Genomic DNA, 13498 nt, shown 5'->3' on the forward strand with positions numbered 1-13498 from the left:
ACTATCGCTTCGCCGGGGCCGTTCCCTTTCGGAAAATCCCAGCCCCATCCTGGCCGTTCAGCCGCGCACAGCTTTGAACCATTCGGCGGTCAGGCGCAAGCCGTACGCGGGGTAGCAGGGCGGACGCCAGTTCAGAGCGCGGCGGATGGCCCCGTCGTCGATCACCAGCGAGCCGGCGACGCGGTCCAGCATGGCCTCCCGCCGGGCCAGCCGCGCGGCGAGCGCCAGCAGGGACGGCGGCACGGGCAGAAGGCGCGCGGGCTTGCCCAACGCCTCCGCGATGGCCCGCACCAGCTCCGCCGTGGACATCGGTCGTCCGTCATGGACCAGGAACCGCCCGCCCGCCGCCTGCGGGTGGGTCAGGCATTCCTGGATGGCGTCGGCGAGATTGCCCACGAAGATCAGGCTGCGCCGGTTCTCCAGGGCGCCCAGCGGCAAGGGGATGCCGCGGTCCACCGCCTGCATCAGCCGCAGGAAGTTGCCGCCCACGCCGGGGCCGTAGACCAGCGGCGGACGGATCACCACGGCCTCCAGCCCGGTGCGGGCCGAGATCTCCGCCAGCGCCCGTTCGGCCTCCAGCTTGGAGATGCCGTAGGGGGAATGGGGATCGGGCTCCGTCTCCTCGCTCAGCTCGTCGGGGCGGCTCTCGTCGGCCAGCGCCTTGACGCTGCTGAGATAGACCATCCGCTTGACGCCCGCGGCGGCGGCGGCCTCGGCCAGCACGCGGGTGCCGGCGGTGTTGACGCGGCGGAAGGCGGCCAGCGGATCGGATTCGCGGTCGCGCATGACGTGGACGCGGGCGGCCAGATGGACCACCGCGTCCATGCCCTGGAGCGCGTTGCCCCAGGCGGTGGCGGGACCGATGTCGCCGATGGTGACGGTGTCGGCGGCGTGCGGAACCGGAATGTCGGGGCGGCGCACGACGGCGCGCACGCTGTGCCCGCGCTCCACCAGCAGGGGGATGACCGTCCGCGCGACGAAACCGGTGGCCCCGGTGACCAGGACGCGCATCACGCGGCCGCCCGCACAGGCCGCGCCAACAGGGCCAGCAGCAGCACGACCGCGCCACCTCCCGCCGGCAGCACCGTCCAGCCGAGCGCCAGCGACGCCACCGCCAGCAGCAGCAGCGTGCCGTTCAGCGCCAGGACCAGCCGAACCACCTGGGCGTGGTTGCGCCCGCGCTGGGTGGCCTTCTGATAGAAATGCTCACGGTGGGCCTGCCAGACCTTCTTGCCCTCGGCCAGACGACGCAGCAGCGTGATGGTGGCGTCGGCCAGGAAATAGGCGGGGATCAGCAGGGCGGCGACCCACAGCCCCGACGCCGCCAGGACCAGCAGCAGCCAGCCCAGCGTGAAGCCCAGCGGCACGCTGCCGACATCGCCCATGAAGAGCTTGGCGGGGTGCCAGTTCCACACCAGGAAGCCCAGCGCCGCTCCCGCCGCGGCCAGCCCGTAGAGGGCCAGCGCCGGGTCGAGCGCGCCGAGCGCCGCGACCAGCGCCAGCCCCGCGCCGATGGACGCCGCCTCGCTGCCGGCCAGACCGTCGATGCCGTCCATGAAGTTGAACAGGTTCACGAACCACAGCCAGCCGACCGCGGCCACCAGCCGGTCCGCCCAGAAGGGCAACAGTCCCTGGAAAACCAGACCGTCTCCGGGAAGAGGGCCGCCGGGAAGCGCGCCCCCGGGAAGCGCGGTCAGCCCCGCGACCACCGCGGCGATCTGGGCGAGGAATCGCGGCGCCGGACCCAGCCCGCGCCGGTCGTCCATCCAGGACACCGCCATCAGCGCCACCGCTCCGGCCAGAATCGGCAGCGCGCGCAGCGGATGGTCCGCCGTCATCGCGATGAGCGTCCAGACGGGCAGCAGCGTCAGCATGACGCCCCAGCCGCCACCGCGCGGCGTCGGAATGGAATGGCTGGAACGGTCGTTCGGGTGGTCGAGGATCGCCTTGCGCCGCAGGTAGGCGAGCACGCGTCCGGTGAGCAGCCAGGACAGCGCGAAGCTGCCGGCCAAGGCGAGGAATAATGCCAGGGGGCCGCTCATGATGCCTCCGCGACCGGGGCGGTGCCGGGCTGGGTGGACGCCAGCAGCCGATGGTACAGCTCGACCGTCTTCGCGCCCACCCGGTCGGACGCCATGTCGGATTCGACCAGACGCCGGCTGGCGGCGCCGAAGCGCCGGCGCAGGGCGGAGTCGCGCACCAGCACCTCCAACGCCCCGGCCAGGGCCGCGGCGTCGTCGGGCGGGACCAGCAGGGCGTTCTCGCCGGCGTGGGCCACCTCGCGGCATCCCGGCACGTCGGTGGCGACGATGGCCCGTCCGCAGGCCGCGGCCTCCAGCAGGCTCTTCGGCAGCCCCTCGCGGCGGGAGGCCAGCACGGCGATGTGGCAACGCGCCCAGACCTGCCGCACGTCGGCGCTGTGGCCGGGCAATTCGACGCCGGGCAGGGCGGCCCAGCGGTCCAGTTCGGCCTGGGTCACGGAGGTCGGGTTTTCCGGATCGGGCGTGCCGGCCAGCAGCAGCCGGACGTCAAGCCCCTTGGTCCGCAGGGTCTGCTGCGCCTCGACCAGCGGACCGACGCCCTTGTCGGCGAGCAGCCGGGCGACGCAGCCCACCGTCACCGGCGGCTCCGGCGGCTCGGGAAGCACCTGATAATGGGCGGTGTCGACGCCGGAGCCGCGGATGATCCAGGCGCGCTCGTCGGGAAGCAATCCGGCGGCCACCAGAGTCTGCCGGTCGTCCTCGTTCTGCAGGATGGTCAGGCTGTTCGGGCGCTTCAGCACGGTGCGCAGCAGCGGGCGGGCGGCGGCCCCGGCGACGCGGGACTTCAGCCCGCCGGTGCCGAGGAAGGCGGAGCCCAGCCCGGTCAGCGCGTTCACCACCGCCGGCACCCCGGCCAGCCCGGCGGCCAGCCCGCCCAGCAGCACCGGCTTCATGGCGACATGGTGGACCAGATCCGGGGCCTCCCGCCGGTACAGCGCGGCGATCTCCGCCACGGCGGACAGGGCGCCCGCCGGGTTGATGCTGCGGCGCTGCCAGGACAGGGGCAGCACGCGGAAACCCTCCGCCTCGATGCGGGGGCCGTGCTTGTCGACGCGGGTGGCGACGGCGACCTCGAACCCGGCCTCGCGGGCGGCGCGGGCCATGGGCAGGCGGTGGGACCAGAAGTACCAGTCCTCCGTCACCAGATAGATCAGCTTGCGGCCGGCGTTTGCGGGTCTGCTGCTCACGGGGCGGGCCTCAGGCAATGCCGTGATAGTCCTTGTACCACGCGATGAAGCGGGGCAGGCCGACGTCGATCGGCGTCTTCGGCTCATAGCCCAGGTCGAGGCGGCTCGCCTCGATGTCGGCGGTGGTTTCCGGCACGTCGCCCATCTGCAACGGCTCCATGACCTTCACCGCCTCGCGGCCCAGCGACTCTTCGATGATGCCGATGAAGCGCATCAGATCCTCGGTCCGGTTGTTGCCGAGGTTGTAGACGGTGTGCGGCGCGCCGTTGGCGTCGGCCGCCGCCGGGCGGTCCAGCGCCGCCAGCACGCCCGCGGCGATGTCCTCGACGAAGGTGAAGTCGCGCTTCATCCGGCCCTCGTTGAAGACGCGGATCGGGCGGCCCGCCATGATCGCGTCGGCGAACAGATAGGCGGCCATGTCCGGGCGTCCCCAGGGGCCGTAGACGGTGAAGAAGCGCAAGCCGGTCGCCGGAAACTTGTAGAGGTGGCAGTAGGCGTAGGTCATCATTTCCGCCGCCTTCTTCGTCGCGGCGTAGATGGACATGGGGGAGTCGACGCGGTCCTCCACCGAGAAGGGCATCTTCTTGTTGGCGCCGTAGACGGAGGAGGTGGAGGCGTAGACGAAATGCTTCAGCTTCGGCATGCGCCGCGCGGCTTCCAGCATCGCCACCTGGCCGGTGACGTTGGCGTCCACATAGGCGTAGGGGTTCTCCAGCGAATAGCGCACGCCGGCCTGGGCGGCCAGATGCACGACGCCGGTCGCCTCGGCGAAATCGGGGTCCAGCGCCTCGATGGCGGTGCGGTCGGACACGTCGGTCTTGACGAAACGGAAGCCGGGTCGGGCGGCGAGGCGGGCCAGCCGTGCCTCCTTCAACGCCACGGAATAGTAGTCGTTGAGGTTGTCGATCCCCAACACCGTCTCGCCGCGATCCAGCAAGGCCGCCGCGACGTGCGAGCCGATGAAACCGGCCGCGCCGGTGACCACGATCGTCATATCCACCACCCTTGACGGGCGCGCGCCGGCCAGACCCAGGGATGAAAGGAATGCGCGCGCCTCCAGCCCGTCTTATGCCCGAGCCCGTGGCAGGACGCCAGTCCGCAAAAATCCTCCACCGCTTGACAGCCGCCGGGCGCACCCGATCTACTGCCGCAACCTTAATCACGTTGCCGAGCCGGACATCCATGCCGCCGAAAAAGAATCCAGCGAACCTCAACCCGCTGCAGCTCAAGACGCTGACCCTTCTTCAGGAGCTTGCCCGTCTGGAGCAGAAGCCGGTCGAGGGGGAGGAAGGGGCCTTCCAGGTCACCAATCTGCCGCACGCCCATGGCAACCATTTCCATCTGGGCAGCGCGGTCGTCGCCTCCCGCGACGCCACCGGCCTGACCAACGAGGCCGTCTGGACCATTCTTGAGCGCAAGGGCATGCTGCGCCGCGATGCCGGTTACGGGGTCGTGACCGCCGAGGGCATGGCCTACGAGACGGGGCTGCGCGACAGCATCCTGCACCGGTCCGACCACTAAGGGCGAGGGCGCGCGCCGTGTGCGGCATCTGCGGCTTCCTGGCCGGCCCCAGCTCCGGAGCGGGCTCCGAGTTCGGGCTTGAGGCCACAGCACGGCGCATGGCCGACACCATCGCCCACCGCGGCCCCGATGGGGACGGCGTGTGGGCCGACGGGGAGGCCGGGGTCGCGCTCGGCCACCGGCGGCTCGCCATCGTGGAACTGTCGCCGCTGGGCCGCCAGCCGATGGAGTCGGCGGACGGGCGCTGGGTCATCGTCTACAACGGCGAGATCTACAATTTCCAGGACCTGCGGGCGGAACTCGAAGCCGCCGGCCACCGGTTCCGCGGCCATTCGGACACCGAAGTGCTGTTGGAGGGCTGCGCCGCCTGGGGCGTGGAACGCACCGTGCGGCGGCTGGTCGGCATCTTCGCCTTCGCCCTGTGGGACCGGCGCGAGCGCACCCTTTACCTCGTGCGCGACCATCTGGGCGTGAAGCCGCTCTATTGGGCGCGCATGGGCGGGGCGCTGCTGTTCGGCTCCCAGCCGAAGGCGCTGCGCGCCCATCCAGCCTTCGCGGCGGAGATCGACCGCGATGCCCTGTCCGCCTATCTCCGTTTCAGCTACGTCCCAGCGCCACACAGCATCTACCAGGGCGTCCACAAGCTGGAGCCGGGCAGCATCCTGACCGTCCGTCCGGGACGCGAACCCGAGCGCACCGTCTATTGGGACGCCGGTGCGGCGGCACGGGCCGGCATCGCCGACCGGCTGTCGCTGTCCGACGCCGAGGCGACGGACGCACTGGAGTCCCTGCTCAAGGATGCGGTCGGGCGGCAGATGATGGCCGACGTGCCGCTGGGCGCCTTCCTGTCCGGCGGGATCGACAGCTCCACCGTCGTCGCGCTGATGCAGGCGCAGAGCACCCGGCCCGTGCGCACCTTCACCATTGGGTTCGGCGAGGATGGCTACGACGAGGCGGTGCACGCCCGCGCCGTCGCCGCGCATCTCGGCACCGAGCACACCGAGCTTCGGGTGGAGGCCAGCCACGCGCTGGAGGTCATTCCCAAGCTGGCCGACTGGTACGACGAACCCTTCGCCGACAGCTCGCAGATCCCGACGCTGCTGGTGTCGGAGATGACCCGGCGCTCCGTCACCGTGGCCCTGTCCGGCGATGGCGGGGACGAGCTGTTCGCCGGCTACAACCGCTATCTCACGGCGCCCGCCCTGTGGCGGCGCATGGCGCCTTTGCCCGCCGGGCTGCGCCGGGGCGCCGCCGGGCTGATCCGCGCCGTCCGGCCCACGGGCTGGGACGCGCTGGCCGGGCTGATCCCCGAGGGGCGCCGCCCGCGCCAGACCGGCGACAAGCTGCACAAGCTGGCCGGCGTGCTGGACGCCGCCGGGCCGGACGCCATCTACCGCCGTCTGGTCAGCCAGTGGCAGGACCCCGACGCGCTGGTCCGCGGCGGGCGGGAGCCGCATGGTCCGGCCTGGGACGATGGGCTGGCGGCGGGCATCCCGGATTTCGTCGAACGGATGCAGCATCTCGACAGCGTCACCTATCTGCCGGACGACATCCTGGCGAAGGTGGACCGCGCCAGCATGGGCGTGTCGCTGGAGGCGCGCGTGCCGCTGCTCGACCATCGGGTGGTGGAGTTCGCCTGGCGCGTGCCGCAATCGCAGAAGCTGCGCGACGGCAAGGGCAAGTGGCTGCTGCGCCAAGCGCTCTACCGCCATGTCCCGCCGGCCCTCGTGGAGCGGCCCAAGGCCGGCTTTGCCATCCCGCTGGACGGCTGGCTGCGCGGCCCGCTGCGCGACTGGGCGGAGGATTTGCTGGACGAGGGGCGGTTGCGCCGGGAAGGCTTCTTCGACCCCGCGCCGATCCGCGCCTGCTGGGCGGAACATCTGGCCGGGACCCGCAACAACCAGCACCGGCTCTGGAACGTGCTGATGTTCCAGGACTGGAACCGCCGCTGGGGCAGCGCCTCCGCCCCGGCCCCGCTTGCCGCGAGCGCCGCATGACGACCGACGAGACGACCAAGACACCCGCTGCACCGCCGAAAAAGGACGACAAGCAGGACCGGCTCGCCGCCCGCTTGCGCGAGAACCTGCGCAAGCGCAAGGAACAGGCGCGCGGGCGCGAAAAAGACGGACAGCAGGCCTGATCCATCATGTACGCAGTTCAGATTGAGGTGGTGGGAACCTGCAACCTCCGGTGCCCTTCCTGCGCGGTCGGCAACGCTGAAGGTGGGCGGCGGAGCGGCAGCATTGGCGGCACCATGCCGCTCAACCGGCTCCGGCAGACCCTCGACTGGGTGGACGGCTGGATCGAACGCGACCCGGCCGAGGTTATGGTCTGCCTTTACAGCTGGGGCGAACCTTTCATCCACACGGCCTTGCCGGATCTGATCGCCGAGGTGAAACGGCGCGGCTATGTCGCCGGGATTTCCAGCAACCTCAACCATGTCCGCAACCTCGACGCGGTTCTTCAGGCCGGGGTGGACGAGATCGTCGTCAGCCTGTCGGGCTTTTCCCAGCCAATTTACGAAGAGGGCCACGCCGGCGGGGATATCGAGACGGTCAAGCGCAACATGGCGGCGCTGTCCGAGGCGATCGACCGGACGGGCAGCGCGGCCCGTGTCCTCGTGCACTACATCACGTACCGACACAATGCCGGGGCGGACGAATTCTCCGCCATGGCGGCCTATTGCGAAGAGCTTCGATTCGAGTTCGTGCCGTCCCTGGCCTTCTTTGCTCCGGTCGAGAAGCTTGTGGAAATGGCGAGCGGCCGCGTTTTCCCCAACGACGCCCCGATCCTGAGCCGGCTGGTGGTGCCGGTTGAGGAGCAGCTTCGGATTGCCGCGGCAGCGCCGGCCGGCGGTTCCTGCTCGCTCATCGAAGAGCGCATCGACATCGATGTGGACGGTGCGTTGAAGCTGTGTTGCTCAAGCTACGACCGCCAGTTCAACGTCGCGCCCGCCTTCGACGGTCTGGCGGTGGAGGAGGTGAACCAGCACCGCCGGGAAAGTGCGCTTTGCGAATCCTGCGGGTCACGCGGAATCGATCGCATCTTCACACGGGCTGATTACGCGGAGTGGTGCGCGCGGGCCAATCCTGTTTTCGAGGCGCTGGAGGTGCCGGTGCGGTGCGTCGGTCCGCACCTGATCGCGCATGACCGCCCGACGGAGAGCATGTTGCTCGCCCTCGTCAACGATGCCTTGATCGGCGGGCGTCTGGCGGAAGCCAAGGCGTCCTTTTCCGAATTGGAGCGGCGGCTGGAAAGCAAGTATGGACCGCGAGGGACGAGCATCGAGTCTGTCGCCGACTATGTCCGGGGCGGGGGACGGAAGTTCGGGCGTGAGATTCCCATCGATCCGCTCGGACTCTTCTGCGCGGCGGGGCTGGTCGCGCACATGCATGATGGGGACACCCCGCGGGCGCGTGTGATCTTCGAGACCTTGCGGGACATGGCCGACCGGTTGGTCGGAGCAGGAATATATGGCCGGACGGCGCGGGCCATGCAGCCGCAGATCGCCCAGTCTTGCGCCGCCTTGGCCGAGCCGCCGCCGGCAGAGGCAGCGAGCCCGGGGAACGCCTCGGCTCCCGCTCCATCGCCGTCGTTCCTGCGGCGGGCGGCTCGCCGATTGCGGGCAGCGCTCACATCCTGAACGTTCTGCGACGACCGATTTGCCGCATTGGGTTCGCTCCGGCGCCCACGCTATCGTTGGCTTTCCTTCAAAGCGGCAAAAGCGAAACGGCGGGGCAGGGCGATGGCGATTGATGCGGTGAAGGCGCCCCCGGCGCGCCTGTGGGGCTATGGCTGCATCGTCGCCTCCGCCCTGCTGTTCGGCGTGGCCGGGACGGCGGCCAAGATGATGTTCGTCGCCTCCATGCCGCCGCTGGTCATGATCGCGGTGCGCGCCATGGTGTCCGCCGCCGTGCTGGCTGTGATCATGCTGGCGCTCGGCCGGCCGATCCGGGTGCGGCGGGCGGACCTGCCGTTCCTGGGGGAGCTGGCGGTCTGGCTGACGCTGGTCAACCTGACCTTCTTCTACGCCATCGCCCTGACCAACGTGGCGCTGGCGCTGATGCTGGAATACACCGCGCCCATGCTGATCGTGGCCGCCGGGCTGGTGTTGGGCACCCACCGGATGAATTGGGCGGTGGCGCAGATCCTGGCGGGCAACGCCGCCGGCTGTTTCCTGCTGGTCGGCGCCTACGACCCGGCCCTGTGGTCGGGCAACGCGCTGGGGGCGGCGGTGGGCATGCTCTGCGCCGTGTGCTTCGCCGCGTACAACGTCCGCTGCGCCCACGGCCACCGGCGGGGGCTGGACAGCTGGTCGATGACCTTCTGGCCCTTCTTCCTGTCGGCGCTGTTCTGGCTGCTCGCCACCCCTGCCATTGATTACGCGGCGGTTGAGGTGACCTGGGAGACGGTGGGCTTCGTGCTGTTCATCGGCGTCTTCGGCACGGTGGCGCCCTACTGGCTCTATCTGGAAGGGCTGAAGACCATCGAGCCGTTCCCGGCGACGGTGATCGGCATGCTCGATCCCGTCTTCGCCGGGGTGACGGCCTTCCTGCTGCTGGGCGAAACCTTCGAGCCGCCGCAACTCGCCGGGATGGTGGTGGTCTGCGCGGTGATCGTCTTCCTGAAGCGCAACGAGTCCGCCGTGCAGGCTATTCCGCGTCCCGCCGCAGAGCCTTCCTGAGCCAGATCTGCGTGTGCCCCGGCGGGTAGCCTTCCATCTCCGCCCACACCTCGTAGCCCTGCTTGCGGTAGAAGCCCGGCGCCTGGAAATCGTAGGTGTAGAGGCGCGACCAGCGGCAGCCGCGTTCCACCGCCTCATTCTCCGCGGCGGCGAGCAGGCGGGCGCCCAAGCCGCTGCCGCGACGGCTGTCATGGACCCACAGATAGTCCACGTACAGCCACTCCCAATTCGTGTAGCCGGTCAGCCCGGCCATCAGCGCCCCGTCCGCATCGCGGATGGTGATCATGATCTCCCGCAGGTCGTAGGGGGCGGTGAAGCGCTCGTTGAAGGCGCGCAGTTCGCCGTGGATCTGCTTCACCTCGTCCGGGTCGAACCGCCCGGAGAGGGAGAGGGTCAGCCCGGCCATCATGCTGTCCCGGGTGTTGTCCTGTGTCACGCGGTCCGTCCTTATCAATTGCGGCGGGAGAAGGGCTTCCATGAGAAAAAGCCTCAATTCCTTCCCTTGAGCGCGCCCGCATGCTCCGCTACAACGCCTGACAGATTCAATCCCCGTAAGACCCGAGGAGTCCGTCGACGACGGGCGTGTCGTCGGACCCTCGGACCCGCAAGATGGCCTAATCCGCCGGGCTTCGGCCTTTTCGACAGCATCTGACCGGACAAGACAGCTTCATGGACAAGATCCGCATCCGCGGCGGCAAGCCCCTTCACGGGTCGATCACGGTCGGGGGCGCCAAGAACGCGGCGCTGCCCCTGATGACCGCGGCGCTCCTCACCGACGGGACGCTGACGCTCACCAACCTGCCGATCCTCGCGGACATCAACACGCTGTGCAACCTGCTTCTCCAGCACGGCGTCGCGATCCACATGGCCGGGGCGGGCGGGGATTGCGCCGGTCGCGTGGTGGAGTTCACCGCCCGCGACATCACCAACACCACGGCCCCCTACGACCTCGTCCGCAAGATGCGGGCGAGCGTCCTGGTGCTCGGCCCGCTGCTCGCCCGCTGCGGCGAGGCCAAGGTGTCGCTGCCCGGCGGCTGCGCCATCGGCGCGCGCCCGGTGGACCTGCACATCAAGGGCCTGGAGGCCATGGGGGCGGACATCCGCATCGAGGGCGGCTACATCGTCGCCAAGGCGCCGCAGGGCGGCCTGCGGGGTGCGGAGTATGTCTTCCCCAAGGTGTCGGTGGGCGCCACCGAGAACCTGCTGATGGCCGCCACGCTGGCCCGCGGCACCACGGTGCTGGTCAACGCCGCCCGCGAGCCGGAGGTCACCGACCTCGCCGAATGCCTCGTCAAGATGGGCGCCAAGATCACCGGCATCGGCACCGACCGGCTGACCATCGTCGGCGTGGACCGGCTGAACGGCGCCCGCCACATGGTGGTGCCGGACCGCATCGAGACCGGCACCTACGCCATGGCGGCGGCGATGACCGGCGGCACGCTGGACATCCTGAACACCCGCATGGACCTGATCAAGGCGGCGGTGACCGCCCTGGTGCCCGCGGGCGTGGAGTTCACCGAGATCGAGACCAATGGCCAGACGGGGATTCGCGTCTCCCGCGCCAACGGCGAACTGGTCGGCGTGGACGTGATGACCGAGCCCTATCCCGGCTTCCCCACCGACCTTCAGGCCCAGATGATGGCCCTGATGTGCACGGCCAGGGGTGCAGGCATGATCACCGAGACCATATTTGAGAATCGGTTCATGCACGCGCCCGAGCTGACCCGCATGGGAGCCCGCATCACGGTGCACGGTTCCTCCGCCCTCGTCCGGGGTGTGGAGCGTTTGACCGGCGCGCCCGTTATGGCGACGGATCTCCGCGCGTCGGTGTCGCTGGTCCTAGCCGGTCTTGCGGCGGAAGGGGAGACGACGGTCAACCGCGTCTATCACCTCGACCGCGGCTACGAGCGGCTGGAGGACAAGCTGGCGGCCTGCGGCGCGGACATCGAACGCATCCGGGCGGAGGACGACTGACGGCGTCCTGCGCCCGTTCAGCCGTCCACAGCGAAGGGAAGCCCACGAGGATGCCCATGTCCGCCACGCCGATCCGCCTGCGCGCCCAGGATGCCGAGGATCTGAAAGTCGTCTCCGCCTGTCTGCAGGACGCCATCCTGCCGATCGGCGACATGTGCTTCCTGCCCGAAGAGGCGCGCTTCGTGCTGGTGGCCAACCGCTTCAAGTGGGAGACGGCCGACAAGCGCCGCCCCGGCCCCACCGCCGACGACGATCACCTGAACCCCTTCGAGCGCGTCAATTGCGGCGTGCGGATCGAGGGGGTGAAGGCCGTGAAGCTGCGCGGCCTCGACGTGAAGGACCGCGCGCAGATCCTGGAACTGCTGTCCGTCGAGGCGGCGGAGGGCGCCCTGGTCCTGAATTTCGCCGGCGGCGCCTGCATCCGGCTGGAAAGCCCGTCCTGGACCTGCTTCGTGGAGGATCTGGGCGAGCCCTGGCCGACCGGCTGCAAGCCGTGCCATCCATTGGAAGACGAACAATAATCGGGAGACCGCCATGAAGGCGCGGGTGAAGTGGGTTGATGGTCGGATGTTCGTCGGCGAGTCCGGCAGCGGCCACGCCGTGATCATGGACGGCGCGCCGGAGGCGGGCGGGCGCAACCTGGGCATCCGTCCCATGGAGATGCTGCTGATCGGCATGGGCGGCTGCACCGGCTTCGACGTGGTGATGATCCTGGAGAAGGGCCGTCAGGCCATCACCGACTGCGTGGCCGAGATCGAGGCCGAGCGCGCCGAGACCGACCCCAAGGTCTTCACGAAGATCCACGTCCATTTCGTGGTCACCGGGCGCGGCCTGGACCCGGCGAAGGTCGAGCGCGCCATCGCCCTGTCGGCGGAGAAATACTGCTCCGCCTCCATCATGCTGGGCGCCACCGCCGCGATCACCCACGATTTCGAGATCGTCGAGGCGCCGTAAGCGTAACGGCGGCGGAACTATGGTGGCGGAACCGGCGGGCTCCGGGCGGGTTGGGACAGCGTCGATGCCCATCCCAGCCCATGGAGCCCCGCCGCCATGCCCTCCAATCCCGTTGCCGGCCGGACCCGGCCCGTCGTCGTCGTCACCGGAGCGTCCGCCGGGGTCGGGCGGGCGACGGCGCTTGCCTTCGCGCGGGAATGGGGTGCGGCGGTCGGGCTGATCGCCCGCTCCCGCGACGCGCTGGAGGAGGTGGCGGCGGAGGTCGAGCGGCTTGGCGGGGCGGCGCTGGTGCTGCCCGCCGACGTGGCCGACGCCGAGGCGGTGGAGGCCGCCGCCGGGCAGGCCGAGCGGGCGCTCGGTCCCATCGACGTCTGGGTCAACAACGCCATGGTGACGGTGTTCGGGCGCATCCGCGACCTGACGCCCGAGGAGGTCCGGCGGGTGACCGAGGTGACCTATCTCGGCTCCGTCCACGGCACGATGGCGGCGCTGCGCCGCATGCTGCCGCGCGACCGCGGCCTCATCCTGCAGGTCGGGTCGGCGCTGGCCTACCGCTCCATCCCGCTCCAGGCCGCCTATTGCGGGGCCAAGAGCGCCATCCGCGGCTTCATCGACAGCTTGCGCTCCGAATTGATCCACGACGGCAGCCGCCTGCGGGTGACCATGGTCCATCTGCCCGCCGTCAACACGCCGCAGTTCGACTGGGCGCGCAGCCACATGCCGCGCCGGGCCAAGCCGGTCGGCGCCATCTTCGACCCGGACGACATCGGCCACGCCATCGTGCAGGCCGCGGCGGACCCCAAGCGGGAGCACTGGCTGGGCTTCACCACCGCCGAGGCGATCCTTGGCACCCAGGCGCTGCCCGCCTACGCCGATTACCGGGTGGCCTTCACCGCCTTCGAAGGGCAGGAGACGGAGGAAACGGAAGCGCCGGACCGGCCCGACAACCTGTTCGAGCCGGTTCCGGGCCTGCACCGCACGCACGGGCGCTTCACCGGGCAGGAGGAACGCCTGTCGCTGAGCACCACGGGAACCGCGGCGCGCGGCTTCGCCTTCCTCGCCGGCCTCGCGGTGGTTGGGGGAATCGGCTACGCCGCGCGCGCGGCCCTGCGGAAGGAGCGCACCTGACAGTGGGC

General features: G+C 70.0%; 14 protein-coding genes. 9 read left to right on the forward strand and 5 right to left on the reverse strand.

What is annotated here, in order from left to right:
- Positions 1–57 precede the first annotated feature (57 nt).
- The 4 genes from Sp245p_RS06930 to Sp245p_RS06945 are packed head-to-tail and all read right to left on the reverse strand — an operon-like array spanning position 58 to position 4223.
- Positions 58–1011, reverse strand: a complete 954-nt coding sequence (locus Sp245p_RS06930; protein ID WP_014240520.1) for an NAD-dependent epimerase/dehydratase family protein — start codon at positions 1009–1011, stop codon at positions 58–60.
- The gene (locus Sp245p_RS06935) at positions 1011–2042 is read right to left on the reverse strand and encodes an MraY family glycosyltransferase (protein WP_109138423.1); all 1032 of its coding nucleotides are present in this window, start codon (positions 2040–2042) and stop codon (positions 1011–1013) included. Before Sp245p_RS06935 ends, Sp245p_RS06930 begins: the two co-directional genes overlap by 1 nt.
- Positions 2039–3229 carry a glycosyltransferase family 4 protein gene (locus Sp245p_RS06940; RefSeq protein WP_244947645.1) on the reverse strand — a complete coding sequence of 397 codons (1191 nt, stop codon included), beginning with the start codon at positions 3227–3229 and terminating at the stop codon, positions 2039–2041. Before Sp245p_RS06940 ends, Sp245p_RS06935 begins: the two co-directional genes overlap by 4 nt.
- A 10-nt stretch (positions 3230–3239) precedes the next feature.
- Positions 3240–4223, reverse strand: a complete 984-nt coding sequence (locus Sp245p_RS06945; RefSeq protein ID WP_014240523.1) for an SDR family NAD(P)-dependent oxidoreductase — start codon at positions 4221–4223, stop codon at positions 3240–3242.
- 188 nt (positions 4224–4411) lie between these two features.
- Between Sp245p_RS06945 and Sp245p_RS06950 the strand changes: the two genes are divergently transcribed.
- The 5 genes from Sp245p_RS06950 (at position 4412) to Sp245p_RS06965 (ending at position 9434) form a co-directional block, all read left to right on the forward strand.
- A complete protein-coding gene (locus Sp245p_RS06950) occupies positions 4412–4750 on the forward strand; it encodes a hypothetical protein (RefSeq protein WP_014240524.1) in 339 nt (112 codons plus the stop codon).
- A gap of 17 nt (positions 4751–4767) precedes the next feature.
- On the forward strand, positions 4768–6747 hold the full coding sequence (asnB, locus tag Sp245p_RS06955) for an asparagine synthase (glutamine-hydrolyzing) (RefSeq protein WP_109138425.1): 1980 nt from the start codon (positions 4768–4770) through the stop codon (positions 6745–6747).
- The gene (locus tag Sp245p_RS34835; protein ID WP_158310396.1) at positions 6744–6890 is read left to right on the forward strand and encodes a hypothetical protein; all 147 of its coding nucleotides are present in this window, start codon (positions 6744–6746) and stop codon (positions 6888–6890) included. The genes asnB and Sp245p_RS34835 overlap by 4 nt, the downstream gene beginning before the upstream one ends.
- 6 nt (positions 6891–6896) lie before the next feature.
- Complete coding sequence (locus tag Sp245p_RS06960) at positions 6897–8393, forward strand: radical SAM protein (RefSeq protein WP_014240525.1); 1497 nt, start codon at positions 6897–6899, stop codon at positions 8391–8393.
- 102 nt (positions 8394–8495) lie between these two features.
- Entirely contained in the window at positions 8496–9434 is a 939-nt protein-coding gene (locus Sp245p_RS06965; protein ID WP_014240526.1) for a DMT family transporter, read from the forward strand.
- On the opposite strand, the gene Sp245p_RS06970 is transcribed toward Sp245p_RS06965, so the two are convergent.
- Positions 9403–9870, reverse strand: coding sequence for a GNAT family N-acetyltransferase (locus Sp245p_RS06970; RefSeq protein WP_244439292.1), 468 nt, complete (start codon positions 9868–9870; stop codon positions 9403–9405). The two genes, Sp245p_RS06965 and Sp245p_RS06970, sit on opposite strands and share 32 nt — an antisense overlap.
- Positions 9871–10103: 233 nt before the next feature.
- Between Sp245p_RS06970 and murA the strand changes: the two genes are divergently transcribed.
- The 4 genes from murA (at position 10104) to Sp245p_RS06990 (ending at position 13490) form a co-directional block, all read left to right on the forward strand.
- Entirely contained in the window at positions 10104–11408 is a 1305-nt protein-coding gene (gene murA / locus Sp245p_RS06975; protein ID WP_014240528.1) for a UDP-N-acetylglucosamine 1-carboxyvinyltransferase, read from the forward strand.
- A 50-nt stretch (positions 11409–11458) separates the two neighbouring features.
- Positions 11459–11929, forward strand: a complete 471-nt coding sequence (locus tag Sp245p_RS06980) for a DUF2948 family protein (RefSeq protein ID WP_244439293.1) — start codon at positions 11459–11461, stop codon at positions 11927–11929.
- A gap of 13 nt (positions 11930–11942) precedes the next feature.
- Positions 11943–12362: an OsmC family protein gene (locus tag Sp245p_RS06985; protein ID WP_014240530.1), complete on the forward strand. Its 420-nt coding sequence runs from the start codon at positions 11943–11945 to the stop codon at positions 12360–12362.
- 96 nt (positions 12363–12458) lie between these two features.
- Positions 12459–13490 carry an SDR family oxidoreductase gene (locus Sp245p_RS06990; RefSeq protein ID WP_014240531.1) on the forward strand — a complete coding sequence of 344 codons (1032 nt, stop codon included), beginning with the start codon at positions 12459–12461 and terminating at the stop codon, positions 13488–13490.
- Positions 13491–13498 lie beyond the last annotated feature (8 nt).

Source organism: Azospirillum baldaniorum, from assembly GCF_003119195.2.
GTDB classification, from domain to species: domain Bacteria; phylum Pseudomonadota; class Alphaproteobacteria; order Azospirillales; family Azospirillaceae; genus Azospirillum; species Azospirillum baldaniorum.

Coding starts and splice junctions, on each gene's coding strand:
- Sp245p_RS06930 (WP_014240520.1), bottom strand. CDS start 1,011: ATGCGCGTCCTGGTCACCGGGGCCACCGGTTTCGTCGCGCGGACGGTC.
- Sp245p_RS06935 (WP_109138423.1), bottom strand. CDS start 2,042: ATGAGCGGCCCCCTGGCATTATTCCTCGCCTTGGCCGGCAGCTTCGCG.
- Sp245p_RS06945 (WP_014240523.1), bottom strand. CDS start 4,223: ATGACGATCGTGGTCACCGGCGCGGCCGGTTTCATCGGCTCGCACGTC.
- Sp245p_RS06950 (WP_014240524.1), top strand. CDS start 4,412: ATGCCGCCGAAAAAGAATCCAGCGAACCTCAACCCGCTGCAGCTCAAG.
- Sp245p_RS34835 (WP_158310396.1), top strand. CDS start 6,744: ATGACGACCGACGAGACGACCAAGACACCCGCTGCACCGCCGAAAAAG.
- Sp245p_RS06960 (WP_014240525.1), top strand. CDS start 6,897: ATGTACGCAGTTCAGATTGAGGTGGTGGGAACCTGCAACCTCCGGTGC.
- Sp245p_RS06965 (WP_014240526.1), top strand. CDS start 8,496: ATGGCGATTGATGCGGTGAAGGCGCCCCCGGCGCGCCTGTGGGGCTAT.
- murA (WP_014240528.1), top strand. CDS start 10,104: ATGGACAAGATCCGCATCCGCGGCGGCAAGCCCCTTCACGGGTCGATC.
- Sp245p_RS06980 (WP_244439293.1), top strand. CDS start 11,459: ATGCCCATGTCCGCCACGCCGATCCGCCTGCGCGCCCAGGATGCCGAG.
- Sp245p_RS06985 (WP_014240530.1), top strand. CDS start 11,943: ATGAAGGCGCGGGTGAAGTGGGTTGATGGTCGGATGTTCGTCGGCGAG.
- Sp245p_RS06990 (WP_014240531.1), top strand. CDS start 12,459: ATGCCCTCCAATCCCGTTGCCGGCCGGACCCGGCCCGTCGTCGTCGTC.